The organism is Streptomyces buecherae (genome assembly GCF_014295035.1).
Classification (GTDB): domain Bacteria; phylum Actinomycetota; class Actinomycetes; order Streptomycetales; family Streptomycetaceae; genus Streptomyces; species Streptomyces youssoufiensis.
Genome location: NZ_CP060404.1, coordinates 1336468 through 1352383, shown reverse-complemented (window position 1 = coordinate 1352383; position 15916 = coordinate 1336468). Strand labels below are relative to the sequence as shown.

Genomic DNA, 15916 nt, shown 5'->3' with positions numbered 1-15916 from the left:
GACGCCCGCCCACGCGGCGCCCGCCCACCAGGCGCTGGCTCACGAGACACCCGTCCACCGGGCGCCCGCCCATCGAGCGCGTGCCGCCCTGCGCGCCGTGCCCTGGCCGGTGCTGCCCGCCGTCGCCACCGTCCTGTTGCTCTGCCTGCCCGACCAGCGCGGCGACGTCGGCGGCGGCCCGCACGTCACCCCCGCCGACCTGGCGTCGGTGGGGCTCGTCGGCTACTGCGCCCTACGTCTGCTGCGGGACCGCGCGCGTCCGCTGACCCGTACCGCCGCCGTGGTGCTCGGCGCGCCCGCGCTCGCCGTGGCCGTCGCGACCGTGGCGGCCGACGACCCGGCATCGGCGCTGACCGGCTTCGCGCGCTGCACGCAGGTCTTCGTGCTGGTGCCGGTCGCGGTGGTGCTGCTGCTCCGCTCGCGCCGCGACTTCCGCTGGGTGGCCGGGGCGGTGGTGGTGCTGGCGGTGGTGCAGGGCGCCGTGGGCGTACGGCAGTACGTCACCGGGACCGGCGCCTCGTACGCCGGACGCGACGTGCGGGCGGTGGGCACCTTCGGACCGCTGGACGTGATGGCGATGGCGACCACCGTGGGGTACGGGGCGGTGATCGCCCTGAGCGTCGGCCTCGCCCTGCCACCGACCCGCACCGGCGCGCGCTGGCCCCGCCGCGCGGCGCTGTGCTGCGCCGCCGCGCTGCTGGTACCGCTGGCACTGTCGTTCAGCCGGGGCGCGTGGATCGCCACCGCGTGCGCGGGCACGGTGGTGCTGTTCCTCCACGGGGCGCGCCGCGCGGTGCGCGTCATGGCGGCGCTGGCCGCGGCGGCGGTGCTGGCGGTGTGCGGGCTGGGAGCGGGCTCCGGGCTGATGGCCGAGCGGCTGGACAGCATCACCCGGGTCTCGGCCGCGCCCGACCGCTCGGTCACCGACCGGTACAGCCTGTGGGCCGCCGCCACTGACATCTGGCGCGACCACCCGGTGACCGGCGTCGGCCCCAAGGGCTTCGCCGCCCACCGCGACGGGCACGCCTCGATCGGCCTGTCGGCGGCCAGCGACACGGCGGGCGCCGGCCACGCCTTCCAGCGCGAACCGCTGCTCTCGCCGCACAACATGTACCTGCTCGTCCTCAGCGAACAGGGCCTCATCGGCGCCGTCGCCCTGCTCGGCTGCTGGTCGGCCCTGCTGCTGTGCGGCCTGACCCGGCTGTCCACCCTGCGCCGAGCGGGGCGGGCACCTCTCTCTGGGCACGCCTCTATGCCCCCGCACGCCGCTATGCCCCCGCCGACCGCCGCCCCGCCGACCGCCGCCCCGCCGACCGCCGTCCCGCAGGCCGCCGCCCCGGAGTGCGCCGGCGCGCGGCGCGGTGCGGCCGGCTGCGGTGCGGCGGCCGTCGGCCTGCTGGTCTGGCAGGCCGTGGACTTCCTGTACGCCGACATCGGCGGCCCCACGACCGTGTTGACCTCGGTGGTACTGGGGCTCGCCGCGTGGTGGGCGCTGTCGCCGGCCGCGCTGGGCGACGCGCCGCCGACGCCCGGCGAACGGGCTTCCACGGCGCCCGCGCCCGGCCCGCCCCGGGCCGGGCTCCGTCCCCCCTACGGCCGCCCCGCTTCTCACACCGCCGGCCCGGCGCACCCGTGCGGGCCCCCGTCGGGTCCGCCCTCGCCGCGCCAGGTGAGCACGCCGCGCGGCTGCCCGAACGCCCACGCCGAGGAGGTGCGCCGATGAGCGACCCGCACCACACGCCGGGCCGGGCCAACCCAGCGCCAGCCCCGCAACGGCCCCCGCGCCCCGTTCCCCCGCCCGCCCCGACCGCCTCGCCCCCATCCGCCCCGACCAGCCGCCCGGTTGCCCCGCCCACACGAGGTGACACGCCCGGTCCGGCTGACCCGACCGCACGGGGCACGTCCCCCGACACGGCCAGCCCGAGCACCCCCACCGGCCCGGCCGGAACGCCGGGGGCCGCTCCGGCCGATGAACCCGCTCCGTCGACCGGGTCTGCTCCGTTGACCGGGCCTGTTCCATCCGGTGGGCCTGCCCCATTCGTCGGGCCCGCTCCCTTCGGTGGGCCCGCTCCGTCGGCCGGGCCTGCCCCATCTGGTGGGCCCGTTCCATCCGTCGGATCTGCTCCGTCGGCCGGGCTTGCCTCATTCGTCGGGCCCGCTTCATCCGGTGGACCCGCTCCCTTGGGTGGGCCCGCTCCGTCAGCCGGGCCTGCCCCATCCATCAGGCCCGCTCCGTCGGCCGGGGTCGGCGCGCGGCGGCCCGTTGCCCGGCTGACGTGGCTGGGCCCGCACGGCGCGTCGCTCGACCCGGAGGACCTGGGCGGCGACGGTCTGTCGCCCCTGCTCGCCTCCGCCCCCTCCCCGGCGGCCTTCCAGGTGACGTCGCCCTACCCGGTCGTGCCCAGCGCCTCCACTCGGCCGGACACCTCGCGCACCCCCGTGGAACCGGACGCCGCGCCGAACGCCCGTACCCGGCCCGCACCGCCCACCGCCCCGTGCCCGCCCCCGGCAACCGCTCCGGCACCCCCTCCGGAGCCCGGCCCGCGCCCGTCGTCCGCCACCCCCGGTAAGCCGCTGCCCCCAAAGACGCCTTCTCGCGGCCCCGCCGCCCCGTCCGCCACACGGATCGCCGCCGTGACACCCGTACCGTCCACCTCGGCCGTCTCCTCCACCTCGCTGACCTCACCGACCCTGTCGGCCTCACGCGCTTCCTCGGCCTCGGCCTCCCCGCCCGCGCCCGCCCCCGCACGGTCGAGCGTCCCGGCGAGCCCCGCCCGGTCGCCCCTCCCACCGGTATCCCGAGCCCCCCACGAACCGGTCTTAGCGCCCGCGGCGGCACCCGCGCGGGAGCAGGCGCCGCGTGGAGCCGAGCGGTTCGTGGCGCGGGCGGCGGCGGTGACGGCGATGCTCACCGCGTGCGGCGCGCTGTTCGGGCTCGTCCGTGACCAGACGATCGCCCGTCTCTTCGGCGCCACCGGCGCCACGGACGCCTTCCTCGTCGCCTGGACGGTGCCCGAGGTCGCCGCGACCCTGCTCATCGAGGACGCCATGGCCCTGGTCCTCATCCCCGCGTTCAGCCTCGCGCTGTCCCGGCGTCAGGCCGCGCCCGCGCCCGCCGTGGAGCCCGAGCGGTCACAGGGCGCGGGCGACCCGGTGCGCGCGCTGGTCACCGCCACGGCCCCGCGCCTGTGCGCCGCGCTGGCCGGCGCGGCGCTGCTGCTCGCGCTGGCCGCCCCGTGGATCGTTAACCTCCTCGCGCCCGGGCTCACGCACCCCGCGCTCGCGGTGGACTGCACCCGCCTCACGGCCCTGACCGTCCTCACCTTCGGCGTCGCGGGCTACCTCAGCGCCGCCCTGCGCGCGCACCGCAGCTTCGTGCCGCCCGCGGCGATCTATGTCGCGTACAACCTGGCCATCATCGGCACCGTGCTGGCCGTCGGCGACCGGTGGGGAGTGCGCGCCGCGGCGCTCGGCGTCGCGGCCGGCAGCGTGCTGATGATCCTCGTCCAACTCCCGGCCTTCTCCCGCACGGTGACCGTCTGGCCCCGCGCCCGTACCCCCCGCTCCCGCCCCCGTCTCCGGCTCTCCCTCGCCCGACGCCGCCGCGTGCCGCAGCTGCGCGGCGCGGCCGTGCCCCTCGGGCTCGCCGTGCTGGCGCCCGTCGCGCTGTTCACCCTCACCCGGCAGGCGCAGGTCCTGGTGGAGCGCTTCGTCGCCTCCTCGCTGCCGCCCGGCGCCATCTCGCACCTCAACTACGCACAGAAGATCGCCCAGGTCCCGATGGTGCTGTCGCTGATGATCTGCACCGTGACCTTCCCGCTCGTGGCCCGCGCGATGGCCGACGGCGAGCGGGAGCGCGCCAGGCGCCGCGTGGAGCGCGACCTGTACCTGGCCGGGCTCGTCGTGCTCGTCGGCGCCGCCTACGTCGTCGGCTACGCCCCCACGCTGGTGGAACTCCTCTTCCAACGTGGCGCGTTCGACGCCGACGACACCTCCGTCACCGCCTCCGTCATGCGCGTGTACGCCATCGGCCTGCTCGGCCACAGCCTCACCGGCGCCCTGGTCAGGCCGTTCTTCTCGGTCGCGCGGCCCACCTGGTACCCGGCGCTGGCGATGCTCGGCGGGCTGCTGCTCACGACGGCGGTCGGCGTGGCCACGGCGCGGCACTGGGGCGTGTACGGCATCGCCCTCGCCAACGCCCTGGGGATCACGACGACCGCCGCGCTGTTGCTGCGCGGCCTGAGCCGGCGCATGATCCCGCTCGACGTGCGCCGGATGGGCGCGGGCCTCGGCCGGCTGGTGGCCGCTGCCGCCGTCGCGAGCGCCGTGGGGGCCGTGGCCGCCCACCTGGCGACCGCGTCGCTGGCCGCCGCCGCGTACGGGCTGTGCCTCGTGCCCACGGTGTTCGCCGCGGCGGCGCTCGCGCTGCGCGCGCCCGAGGTGGCCGACCTGCTCGGCTCGGCCGGCGGCACGGCGCGCCGAGCCGCCGCCCGCGCGGCCCGCCGCCTCCCGGGCCGCGCCGGCCGAACGCCCGCCCACTCCGACACCCCGCCCGACGCCCCGCCCGGCAGCCACCCCGGCGACGGCTCCACCGGCGACCACCTTGACGGCCACCGCGACGACCCGTACCGCCAGGCCGCCCCCCGCGCGGCTAGCGCCGCCCACACCGGGCGCGACCCCCGTCACCCCGACCGACCCGGCCGCGCGCCGCGCACCCGCCCCGTACGAGACGACGCAGCACCCCGCCCGCCCCGTCGAACGGACCCCCATGACCACTGACCCGCACCGCGCGCCGGGCGCGCGCCGCCCGCGCCGTGCCCACGCCATCCCGTGGCTGCTCATGTACCACTCGGTGGACTACTCCACCGACGACCCGTACCGGATCACCGTCACGCCCGGCCGACTGCGCCGCCAACTCGGCTGGCTGTGCTCCCGTGGCCTGCGTGGCGTGGGCGTGGCCGAGTTGCTGCGCGCGTACGCCGCCGGTCGCGGCGCCGGCCTGGTGGGCCTGACCTTCGACGACGGCTACGCCGACTTCGTCGAACACGCCCTGCCCGCGCTGCGCGAGCACGGCTGTACCGCCACCGTGTTCGCCCTGCCCGGGCGCGTCGGCGAGGACAACGCCTGGGACCCGCTCGGCCCCCGTAAGCCCCTGCTGACCGAGGCCGGGCTGCGCGCGGTGGCCGACGCCGGCATGGAGATCGGCTCGCACGGCCTGCTGCACCTCCGGCTCGCCGGCGCGGGCACGGCCACGCTGCGCCGCGAGACGGCGCACAGCCGCGCGGAACTCCAGCGCGTCACGGGCCAGCGCGTGACCGGCTTCTGCTACCCGTACGGCGCGGTCGACCAGCGCGCCATCGACGCGGTGCGCACGGCCGGGTACGACTACGCGTGCGCCATCGACGCCGGCCCACTGACCGGCCCGTACGCCCTGCCCCGCAGCCACGTCGGGCAGGCCGACAGCGCCTGGCGGCTGGCGGCCAAGCGGCTGCTGCTCCCGCTGCGCCGCCGGCACCCCTTCCCCGTGGCGGCAGGCCCCCTCCCCGCGGGGCAGCGCGGCGGCGCCGACACGCTCCCCGGGGCGGCGGTGCGATGAGGACGCTGCACGTCATCACCGGCCTCGGCGCCGGCGGGGCCGAGCAACAGTTGCGGCTGCTGCTGCGCCACCTGCCCGTGCACAGCGACGTCATCGCCCTCACCCACGCGGACGCGGTGGCGCGCGGCCTGCGCGCCGACGGCGTGCGCGTCCTGGACCTCGGCATGCGCGGCAACCGCGACCTGGCCGCACTGCCCCGGCTGACCCGCGCCATCCGCGCGGGCCGCTACGACCTCGTCCACACCCACCTCTACCGCGCCTGCGTCTACGGGCGGATCGCCGCCCGGCTCGCGGGCGTACGGACCGTGCTGGCCACCGAACACTCCCTCGGCCACACCCACATCGAGGGCCGCCCGCTGACCGCCGGCACCCGCGCCCTCTACCTGGCCACCGAGCGCCTGGGCAGCGCCACCGTCGCGGTCTCCGGCACCATCGCGGACCGACTCCGGGACTGGGGCGTACCCAGCGAGCGGGTACACACCATCCCCAACGGCATCGACGCGGCACGCTTCCGCCACGACCCCGCCGCCCGGGCCGCGGCGCGCGCCCGGCTCGGCATCCCGCACGACGCCTACGTGGCCGGGGGAGTGGGGCGCCTGGTGCCGGGCAAGCGGTTCGACACGGCGGTACGCGCGGTCGCCGCGCTGCCGGGCGTCCACCTGCTGCTCGTCGGCGACGGCCCGGAACGCGCTGCCCTGGCCCGCCTGGCCCGCGTGATGGGCGCGGCCGACCGGGTCCACCTGGTCGGCGAACGCGACGGCGCCGTCGCCCCGTCCGCCTCCGCGCACGGGGCCCCGCACGGGGACACCCACGGGGCCACGGCGGATGACCCGGAGGGCGGCCGGGCGACGGAGATCCCGGCGCTGCTGGCCGCGATGGACGTGTGCGTCTCACCCTCCACGGAGGAGGCGTTCGGCCTCGCGGTCCTTGAGGCGCTGGCCGCCGGGTTGCCCGTCATCCACGTCACCTGCCCGGCCATCGACGAACTCCCGCTCGCCGACGCGCCCGGCGCCCAGCGCGTCGGCCCCAGCACCCCCGAACTCACCGCGGCCCTACGGGCGCACGCCGCCAGGGGAGCGCGCCGACTCCCCGTCCCACCCGCCGTGCGCCGCTACGCCATCGAGCGCACCGCCGACCAACTCCTGTCCCTCTACGCCCGCCTGCACGCCGCCGCGACCGCCCCCCACGCGCCGCCCGCCGCCCTAACCCACCCTCCGTACCCGGCCCCGGCCCCGGCGCGCGGCCCGCGGCAGCAACCGTGGCCCGCGTGCGACGCCACCCCGGGCGGACCCCCACGCACGACGGACCACCACGACCTCAAGGACGCCACGAGGTGAGCAGCCCCATGCCCAAGACCCCCACCGCCCCGGCCAAGCGGACGGCGGCTCGCGTAGGCACCCCCGGCGGCCCGCCCCGCGACGCCGCCACCGAGGACGCGCCCCGCGCCCCAGCCGGCCCGACCGACCACCCGCCGGCGGACGACGCGACGGCCCCGCCCCCGGGTTTGGAGGCCGCGCCCTCCCCGAGCGCCCCGCCCACGCGCGCCGACACCTCCGCCCCGTCGCCCGCGAACCCGCCCGCCAGGGAGGCCGCCAAGCCGGCCGCCAGGCGACGGCCGAAGGCCGCCCCCGCCTGGGCCGCGAACAAGGCCACCCCCGCCGCCCCGCGCCCCAAGCGCGGCACCTGTGCGGCGGCGGCCGAGGGGCGGCAGCCCGCCGACGCGCACGACGGTTCCGAAGCCCGGGGCGACACCGCCCCGCGCCCGACAACCCCCACCACCGACGCCGCGCACCCGAACGCTCCCGAGGCCCCGCGTACCGCCACCCCCGAAGACGCCTCGGACGCCAGCGGCCCTGCCGGCGAGGCCGCGGCCGTCGCCTCGCCGGAGGCACCGGCCGCCAGCGAGGTGGCGGACGGCCCGGCCCGGGGGCCGGATGCCGACCGTCAGGCGGCGCGGCAGGCCCCGGGCGCGGCTGCCGCCGCCGACGCGGCCCCGGCCGCGCCGTCCGCCGGGCCGCCGAGTGCCGATCGCCCACCCGGCGGTCGCCGGCCCGTCGTGGCGCGGTGGCGGGCGGTGCGGTCGCGGCTGCCGGGGTGGTGGCCGGTGGCGCTCGGCGCCGCGTTGGGGCTCGCCGGCGGTGGCACGTACGGAGCGCTCGCCACGCCCGAGTACACCGCCACCAGCTACGTCGTCGCCGTCGCCAAGGACGGCACGGACCCGGCGACCGCACTGGGCTTCGCCCAGGCGTACGGCCGCATCACCACCGGCGGCGCCGTGTTGGGCGCGGCCCAGCGCACCACCGGGACCCCCGTGGACGACCTCCGGGCCAGTGTGCGCACCGCCACCTCGCCCGACGCCCCGATGATCGAGGTCACGGGGGCCGACGCCCGCGCCGGACGCGCCGCGGCCACCGCCAACGCCGTGGCCCGCGCCCTGGCCGAGCACGCCAACCGGTCCGCGCGCAGCACGGGGGTACGGCTCACCGTCTTCGCCCAGGCCGTGCCGCCCACCGCGCCCACCTCGCCCTCGCTCCCCATCTCCCTCGCCGTCGGCGGCTGTGCCGGCGGCCTGCTCGGCGCCCTCGCCCTCCTCGTACGCCCACGCCCCGCCCCCGAGCCCCACCAGGCCGGCACCCTCGACCCGCTCCCCGCACCGGGATCGGAGCCGCGATGACCGCCCACCCCCCGCTCCACCAGCCGCCACCCTCCGCCACCCAGCCACCCGCACCCCCGGCACCGGCCACGACGGAAACCACCCCACCCGACGCGGCCACCGCGCTCCCCACTTCCACCGCACCCCCCACACTCACGCCCCCCGTGCCGCCCGGACGCCTCGTCGTCACCGTCTGCCGCGACGCGGAGCGGTTCGGGGCGTTGGCCGACGCGTGGGACGACCTGTACCGGCGGTGCGCCGCCGCCACCCCGTTCCAGAGCCACGCCTGGCTCCACTCCTGGTGGCTCTCGTACGGCCGACGCGGCCGGCTGCGCCTGGTGCTGGTCCACCGCGAGCCGCCGGGGCTGCCGGCGTCGCCCGAGCCGTCACAGCCGCCCGAGCCGCCGGAGCCGCTGGCATCGCCCGAGCCGTCACAGCCGCCCGAGTCGGTCCGCGCGTCCGGCGCACCCGTCACCGCGCCGGCCGCTACGTCCGGCGGCACGTCCGGTGGTACGGCCGCCGCGCCGGCCCGGGAACTCGTGGCCGTGGCGCCGCTGATGCTCCGCTACCGTCCGTTGCCCACGCTGCTCCCGCTCGGCCTCGACATCTCCGACTTCTGCGACGTCCTCCTCGACGACCGCTGCCCGCAGGCCGCCGACGCGCTCGCCGCCGGGCTGCGCCGCCTGGCCCGCACCGCGCTGGTCGAGCTTCGCGAGGTGCGCCCCGGGGCGGCTGCGGAGCGCGTGGTCGAGCGCTGGCGCGGCCCGGTGCGTCGGCGCGCCGACTCCGTGTGCCTGGAACTGCCCGGCGTGCCCATGGACGACCTGCTGCGCAGGCTCTCCGGCGCGAGCGCGCGCAACGCGCGCCGCAAGCTGCGCCGGATCGACGAACTCGGCATCAGCCACCGCGCCGTGGCCGAACACGAGGTGCCCGGCGCCGTGGCCACCATGCTCGCCCTGCACGGCCAGCAGTGGCAGGGCCGTGGCGTCACCCCCGAGCACCTGCGCCCCCGCTTCGCGGAACACCTGGCCCGCGCCACCCGCCAGTTGGCGCGCACCGGCGACGCCGCCCTGACCGAGTACCGGCTCGGCGACCTGGTGCTGGTCAGCGAGGTCACGCTGTTCTCCCGCCACCTGGCGGGCGGCTACCTCTACGGCGCGCACCCCGAGGCCCGCGCCAAGGTGGACATCGCCACCATGCTGCTGCGCCAGGACGCCGCCCGCGCCACCGCCACCGGCCGCCGCGTGCTGAGCCTGCTGCGCGGCGACGAGCCGTACAAGCGGCACTGGCGGCCGGAGACCGTCGTCAACCAGCGCCTGCTGCTGGCCCGCCGCCACCTCGCCCCGGCGCTGTGGCTGCGCGCCGGCCACCTCGCGGGGCGCGCCGCGCTCGCGGACCTCGCCCGCACCAGGCTGCCGATCCTGCTCGCCTGGCGGACGCGCCTGCGCGGCCGGCGCGCCGGCGGCCCGCCGCGCTGACCCACGCCCGCCCCGACGGCTCGCCCTACCGCCCGTCCGGGCCCGGGTCCCGGTCTGGTTCCGGGTCCGGCTCCGGGCCACGGTCCTGGCCTGGCGCAGCCGTGGGCCGGTCGGTGGACCAGGCGGAGGGCGTGACGGTGGGCGTGGCGGGCCGGGCCGTGCCCGGGGCCGCCGCCGCAGTGGCCAGCTCCCTCCGGAACGCCTCGGTCGACCTCGGGCTCCGGCCGCACTCCCAGACCCCGTGCGGGCAGTAGTCCGTGATCGTCTGGTAGACGGGCGGATGCGCCGCCATCCACTCCAACATCCCCCGCACGAACGCCGGGTTGTCACCGTTGCGGAAGAGCCCCCACTCCGGGTACGAGATCGGCTTCCCGTGCGCCGCGGCGAACTCGACCTGGTGGCGCAGCCCGTACGGCTGGTTCACGTAGTCCGCGAAGTCCTCGCCCGGGGGCTGGTCGTAGGAGTCCATGCCGAGGATGTCCACCACGTCGTCGCCCGGGTAGCAGGCGGTCCACCCGATGGCGTCCTCCCCGCGACTGGGCGCGAAGTCGAAGCGCAGCCGCTGCCCCGGCACCGCCCGCATCGCGGTGACGACGCGCCGCCAGTACGCCCGCCACGCCGGTGGGTCGGGCGCGCACCGGCCGGTGTACGTCACGCCGTTCATCTCCCAGCCGAGCACGATGACCGTGTCGGGCGCCCCCAGCCGCACCAGGCGCCGCGCCAGCGTGCGGAAGTGCCGGTCGAACGCGCCGTCGGCGCCCCGCCGCAACAGCGCCCGCACCTCGTGGTCGGGAACGCCCGCCTCGTTGCGCTCCAGCATCGGCACGTTGAGCACGAGGAGGCGCGCGGGATCGGCCCGCCGCCACTCGGTCCAGGGCCGCAGGAACTCCGGCCGCCCCTCGATGTTGGACCACAGGTCGCCGGGGAGGTACGTGTGCCCGACGCGCAGGGTCGGCCCGCCCAGCCACTGCTGGAATTCAGTCATCCGCCGTAGCGCCTCGGGCCCGGAGCCGAGGAACGCGCCCATGGGAGCCACGGCGTCCGAGGCGCCGGGGGGCGCCGTTGGGGCGGCCGACTCCGAGGGGGTGGCGGGCGCCGGCGCGGGCGGCTCGCTCGCCGCCTGCCGGTGCGCCGCGGTGGCGGGGGAGGGGGGCGAACTCGCCGTTTCGTCACCGCCGTTGACCCCCGTGGCCAGGCCGGCGAGCAGTACCGCGGCGCCGACGGCGGTGGCCCCGATGGCGCTCGCCGTCCTCCGACGTCGGATGACCATGGCGCTCCCTCCGCGCCCCGCGACCCGGGGACGCCCAACCGACCTGCGATGAGGCTCAGGTATTCCACGCCCACGCGGGCCCCGAAACCTCGCCCGCGCCCCACCACCACGCCGCGCCGGCCCGCACCCGGGTCGCCCGCACCCGGGGCGCCCGCACCCGGCGCCCGCACGTCACCCGCCGGGCGCGGGCCGGTGCCCGCCGTGCGCCGCTCGGCTACGGCCTCCGGGCCGCCGGCGCGTCCCAGGTCGGGAGCCAGACATGGGCGTCGGGCGCGTGCGTTCGCCTGGAGTGGAGGTAGCCGCGCAACTCGCCGAGCCCGGGGTGCGGGTTGTCGGCGCGCCAGATCAGGGACAGCGGGTAGAGCGGCGCCGGGTCGCGTATCGGAATCCGCCGCAGGTCGTAGCTGTCCGGCCACAGGTACCGCGAGCCCTCGCCGACCAGGGTCGACAGGTCCGCCGAGTCGGCGATCTCCGCGAGCAGCGTCTCGTTCCCGAAGACCGGCCCCACCACGTCGATCGTGAGGCCGAAGGCGGCGGACAGCTCGTCGTAGTAGGCGGCCACCTCGCCACGGGCGTCGAGGCCCGGCATCCAGATGCGCCGCCCGACGAGTTGCCCGGGCGTCAGGGCCCGTGCGCCGGCCAGCGGGTGCCGCGGCCCGACGAGCAACTGGTGCGGCTCGTGGATCAGTTGGGCCGACCTGATGCCCTCCGGCAGGTGCTGCCGGGGCGGGACGGCGTGGAACGTGGCGTCGACCGTTCCCGCTTCGACGGCGGCGATCGCGCCGTCCACGTCGGCGTCCAGGGTCACCACGTCCAGGGCGATCGCCGGCCGCGTGCGGTAGAAGTCCTGGAGCAGCCCGGCGGTCACGATCCGCCGGTTGACCACGTCGATCCGCAGCGCCCGCCGCCCCGGCCGTACGGACGCGTCGGCCCGCTCCGCCACCCGGAGCAGTTCCCGGGCGTGCGGCAGGAACGCCTGGCCGTCGACGGTGAGCCGGGCCCCGCGCGCGGTGCGGGTGAACAGGCGCACGCCGAGCCCCTTCTCCAGCGTGGCGACGCGCTTGGAGACGGCCTGCTGGGTGACCGACAGCTCGGCGGCGGCTTCCTGGAACTGGCCCGCCGCCGCGACGGCGACGAAGGTACGTACGGCTTCGAGGTCCACGCCGGCCCACCCTAATGAACAACGAACGGTTGTGAGCCGCCCCCAGGGCAGTTGTTTGACCTGCTGTGGAGTGTCTCGCTTAGCTCCTGCGCGGCAACGTCGGTTTGTTGGGTCGAGACCTCAAGGGGCGCGCGGACCATGGTGGGCGCAGGACGGCTGGGCCGGCGGTTCGGCTGGCTGTGGGCGGCGTACGCGATGAGCGCCTACGGGTCGGGGCTGGGTTTCGGGGCCCTCCCGCTGATCGCCGTGTTGGTGTTGGAGGCCAGCCCCGCCGAGGTGTCCGCGCTGTCCGCGGTCGGGCCGGCGGTGGGCGCCCTGCTCGCGGTGCCGCTCGCACCGTGGGTGGAGTTCCGGCGCAAGCGCCCGGTCATGATCGCGATGGACCTGGTCCGGTGCGCGGCCTTGGCCACGATCCCGGTCGGCTACGCCGTCGGCTGGCTGAGCCTGGCCCAGCTCCTGGTGGTCTCGGCGGTGGTCGCCGCCACCAGGATCGCCTTCAACGCGGCCAGCGGCGCCTACCTCAAGGCGCTGCTCCGGCCGGCCGACCTGCTGGTGGCCAACGCCCGGTTCGAGTCCACGAACTGGAGCTCCATCGCGGTCGGGCCACCGCTGGGCGGGGCCGCGATCGGCCTGTTCGGGCCGGTCGCCACCGTGGTCGCCGACGCGGTCAGCTACCTCCTGTCCGCGCTGTGCGTCACCGCGACGGGCGGCCGGGAACAGCCGCCGCGCCCCACCACCGCGAGCCCACCGCGCGCCGGCACCGTCCTGGACGGCTGGCGCCACATCGCGGCCGACCCCGTCCTGCGGGCGCTCTACCTCAACAACCTGTTCGTCGCCGGCCTCGTCATGGCCACCGAACCGCTGCTGGCCGTGCTCCTCCTGCGCGACCTCGGGTTCGCCCCCTGGCAGTACGCCCTCTCCTTCGCCGCCCCCTGCCTCGGCGGCCTCGTCGGCTCCCGGCTGGCCCACCGGGTCGTGGCCCGCCACGGCCAGCACGCCGTCTTCCGGACCGTCGGCACCCTGCGCGTCGTCTGGCTGATCGGCCTGGCCTTCGTCGGCCCCGGCGTCGTCGGCCTGGTCACCGTGATCGCCGTCGAGCTGGCGATCATCGTCAACATGAGCCTGTACACCCCGGTCCTCGCCACCTACCGGCTCGCCCACACGCCCGGGCACCTCGTCGCTCGCACCCTGTCGGCCTGGTCCATCGGCCAGCAGGCGGCCATCGCCCTGTGCACCGCCCTCGGCGGCCTGCTCGCGAGCCACACCGACCCGCGCACCGCCCTCACCGTCACGGGCCTGCTCGCCCTGGCCACCCCCCTCCTGCTGCCCCGCACCCCCCACCCGCCACGACCGGAGCCGACACCGGCCCGCACCGACGCCTGACCACCGGCCCCCGCACACCGCCCCCGACCCGCACGCCGGCCCGGCTCCGCACACCGGCCCCCCGCATACCCGGGCTCCGCGCCGGCGGCCCGGAGCCCGGGCCGCCCCCGTACGCCTACCGCTCACGCAGCGCCAGGTGCCGCAGGTAGGCGGCGCGGTCCAGCGGATCGCCGTCCGTACGCGCGCGGCGCGGCGCCGCCCCGGTCACCGCCCGGTCGCCCGACGGGCGCGACCACCAGACGCCCTCGCCACTCGTCAGCCCCGGCAGCCGCCGCTGGACCGCGTCCACCGCCCGCGCGGGAAGCGCCCCGCGCACGCGCCACGCCCCGGCCCCCGCCCCGCCCGGCCCCGCGTCGCCCGTGGCGGCGGGCCCCGACTCCACGACCTCGGCCCCCCGCGCCGCGAGCAGCGCCAACGCCGCCGGCAGATCCGCCTGCGGAAGCTCCAACTCGAAGGCGTGGTACGGCTCGTAGACCCGGCAGCCCGCCCCGGCGACGGCCCGCATCAGCACCAGCGGCGTCAGCTTGCGGAAGTCGGCGGCCGTGCTCAGCACGCTGTCGAAGCCGCACCGGTACAACGTGACCACGCAGTCGGTCACCGGCCACCCGTGCACCCCCTGCTCCAGGGTGTCCCGCACGGCCGACTCCACCGCGCGGTGGAAGGCCAGCGGCAGCGAGCCCAGCTCGACCCCGAGCCGGTAGCTCACGCCCGACCCCGGCTCCCCGGGCTCCACGCGCAGCCCGACGGACGCCCAGAACAGCGTCTCCTCGCGGTCGCCCATCCCCTCGTACGCCTCCGCCCGGCCCACCGGCCGCTCCAGGTAGCGCACCCGGCTCGGCTCGAACTCCGCCTCGACGCCGAAGTCGCGGCTGAGCGTCGCCGCGATGACCTCCTTCTGCACCTCCCCGTAGAGCAGTACCGCCGTGCCCCGACCCGGCACCGTGCGCGCGCCGATCAGCGGGTCCTGGTCGGCGAGCGCCGTCAGCGCGGCGTGCAGCCGGGGGCCCTGCCCCGGCTCGCGCGGCACGGCCACCGCCTCCAGGGCCGGCGGCGGAAACCGGAAGGCGGTCACCGGCGGCGTGCCCGCGCCCGTCGCGGCGGGGTGCCCGAGCTGGTCGCCCACCCGCGCCTCGGCCAACCCCCACACCCGCGCGATGTCACCGCCGTCCATGGCGTACGCCCCGTCGCCCCGGCCCCGCCCGGCCGCCCCGGGCCGCGTGGGCCCCGCCCTGACGACCTCCAACGCGGTGACACGGCCCGGCCGTTCGACGGCCCCACCGCCCGGCCCGGCGCGGTGCAGGCTCACCCGCTGACCGCGCCGCAGGGACCCGGCGCGCATCCGTACGTAACACACCTTCGCGCCGCCCGCGCCGCGCTCGACGGCGAAGACCGTGCCCCGCACCGCCTCCCCGGCCCGCGGCTCGGGCGCCGCCGGCAACAGCCCCACGATGCCCTCGACCAGCGCGGCCACGCCCTGCCCGGTCAGCGCCGAGCCGAAGTAGAGCGGGTGCGCCAGACCTGCGGCCGTCTGCGCGACCAGCGCCGCGCGCACCTCGTCGGGCGACGGCGGCTCCCCGCCGTCCACGAGCCGCGCCAGCAACCCCTCGTCGTGCTCGGCCAGCACCTCGGCCAGCTCCGCCACGACGGCGGCCGACTCCAGCGCACGCGGCTCGGCACGGGCCCGCCGGCTCCCGGCGACCCGCACCTCGCTCAACGCCACGACCCGCGGCGACAGCTTGCGACGGATGCCCGCGAGCAACTGGCCCTCGCGCGCGCCGGTGCGGTCGATCTTGTTGACGAACACCAGGGTGGGCAGACGGAGCGCGCGCAGCGTCCGCATCAGGACACGGGTCTGCGGCTGTACGCCCTCCACCGCGGAGAGCACGAGCACCGCCCCGTCGAGCACCGCGAGCGCCCGCTCCACCTCGGCGATGAAGTCCGGGTGCCCCGGAGTGTCGATCACGTTCACCTGGCGGTCGCCCACCAGGAAGGGCGCGACGGCCGTCCGTACGGTGATGCCGCGCTGGCGCTCGATGGCGCCGGTGTCGGTCTGGGTGTCCCCGGCGTCCACGCTGCCGAGCCGGTCGATGCTGCCGGCGTCGAACAGCAGCCGCTCGGTCAGACTGGTCTTGCCCGCGTCAACGTGGGCCAGGATGCCGATGTTCAGGGTGGTCATGGGTGGCGAAGTCCTCGGAAACACTCGTCAGATAGGGGACCTGGGAGATTCCGAAAACTCGCCGCATCTGCGCTCCTTGGAAGTGCCGCGTCCGCCGGACGGGGACGCCGGCGCATTCTGACACCGCCCCACCCCGTCGGGCATCCCATTTACGCCCCGGCCCCACCCCCGGCAACGCGAAAGGGGCCCCGCGCACGG

General features: G+C 77.6%; 10 protein-coding genes. 7 read left to right on the top strand and 3 right to left on the bottom strand.

The window, feature by feature from the left end:
- The first annotated feature begins 97 nt into the window (after positions 1 to 97).
- From H7H31_RS05100 to H7H31_RS05070, 6 genes are all read left to right on the top strand, one after another.
- Positions 98 to 1723, top strand: a complete 1626-nt coding sequence (locus tag H7H31_RS05100) for an O-antigen ligase family protein (protein WP_408647968.1) — start codon at positions 98 to 100, stop codon at positions 1721 to 1723.
- 1154 nt (positions 1724 to 2877) lie between these two features.
- Complete coding sequence (gene murJ, locus H7H31_RS05095; protein WP_372456020.1) at positions 2878 to 4779, top strand: murein biosynthesis integral membrane protein MurJ; 1902 nt, start codon at positions 2878 to 2880, stop codon at positions 4777 to 4779.
- Positions 4769 to 5596, top strand: a complete 828-nt coding sequence (locus H7H31_RS05090) for a polysaccharide deacetylase family protein (RefSeq protein WP_187059682.1) — start codon at positions 4769 to 4771, stop codon at positions 5594 to 5596. The genes murJ and H7H31_RS05090 overlap by 11 nt, the downstream gene beginning before the upstream one ends.
- A complete protein-coding gene (locus tag H7H31_RS05085) occupies positions 5593 to 6933 on the top strand; it encodes a glycosyltransferase (RefSeq protein WP_187117790.1) in 1341 nt (446 codons plus the stop codon). Before H7H31_RS05090 ends, H7H31_RS05085 begins: the two co-directional genes overlap by 4 nt.
- An 8-nt stretch (positions 6934 to 6941) precedes the next feature.
- Positions 6942 to 8270 carry a hypothetical protein gene (locus tag H7H31_RS33685; protein WP_232109690.1) on the top strand — a complete coding sequence of 443 codons (1329 nt, stop codon included), beginning with the start codon at positions 6942 to 6944 and terminating at the stop codon, positions 8268 to 8270.
- 143 nt (positions 8271 to 8413) lie between these two features.
- A complete protein-coding gene (locus H7H31_RS05070) occupies positions 8414 to 9727 on the top strand; it encodes a GNAT family N-acetyltransferase (RefSeq protein ID WP_232109689.1) in 1314 nt (437 codons plus the stop codon).
- A gap of 25 nt (positions 9728 to 9752) precedes the next feature.
- Here H7H31_RS05070 and H7H31_RS05065 read toward each other — a convergent pair whose 3' ends face one another.
- Positions 9753 to 10997: a glycoside hydrolase family 26 protein gene (locus H7H31_RS05065; protein ID WP_232109688.1), complete on the bottom strand. Its 1245-nt coding sequence runs from the start codon at positions 10995 to 10997 to the stop codon at positions 9753 to 9755.
- A 214-nt stretch (positions 10998 to 11211) separates the two neighbouring features.
- The gene (locus H7H31_RS05060; protein ID WP_187059799.1) at positions 11212 to 12159 is read right to left on the bottom strand and encodes a LysR family transcriptional regulator; all 948 of its coding nucleotides are present in this window, start codon (positions 12157 to 12159) and stop codon (positions 11212 to 11214) included.
- 138 nt (positions 12160 to 12297) lie between these two features.
- On the opposite strand from H7H31_RS05060, the gene H7H31_RS05055 reads away from it, so the two are divergent.
- On the top strand, positions 12298 to 13542 hold the full coding sequence (locus H7H31_RS05055; RefSeq protein WP_187117789.1) for an MFS transporter: 1245 nt from the start codon (positions 12298 to 12300) through the stop codon (positions 13540 to 13542).
- A 115-nt stretch (positions 13543 to 13657) separates the two neighbouring features.
- Here H7H31_RS05055 and H7H31_RS05050 read toward each other — a convergent pair whose 3' ends face one another.
- The gene (locus tag H7H31_RS05050; RefSeq protein WP_187117788.1) at positions 13658 to 15718 is read right to left on the bottom strand and encodes a GTP-binding protein; all 2061 of its coding nucleotides are present in this window, start codon (positions 15716 to 15718) and stop codon (positions 13658 to 13660) included.
- Positions 15719 to 15916 lie beyond the last annotated feature (198 nt).

What these genes read in the sequence shown, in the direction of transcription:
- H7H31_RS05065 (WP_232109688.1), bottom strand. Translation starts at nt 10,997, where the DNA reads ATGGTCATCCGACGTCGGAGGACGGCGAGCGCCATCGGGGCCACCGCC.
- H7H31_RS05090 (WP_187059682.1), top strand. Translation starts at nt 4,769, where the DNA reads ATGACCACTGACCCGCACCGCGCGCCGGGCGCGCGCCGCCCGCGCCGT.
- H7H31_RS33685 (WP_232109690.1), top strand. Translation starts at nt 6,942, where the DNA reads ATGCCCAAGACCCCCACCGCCCCGGCCAAGCGGACGGCGGCTCGCGTA.
- H7H31_RS05055 (WP_187117789.1), top strand. Translation starts at nt 12,298, where the DNA reads ATGGTGGGCGCAGGACGGCTGGGCCGGCGGTTCGGCTGGCTGTGGGCG.
- H7H31_RS05085 (WP_187117790.1), top strand. Translation starts at nt 5,593, where the DNA reads ATGAGGACGCTGCACGTCATCACCGGCCTCGGCGCCGGCGGGGCCGAG.
- H7H31_RS05050 (WP_187117788.1), bottom strand. Translation starts at nt 15,718, where the DNA reads ATGACCACCCTGAACATCGGCATCCTGGCCCACGTTGACGCGGGCAAG.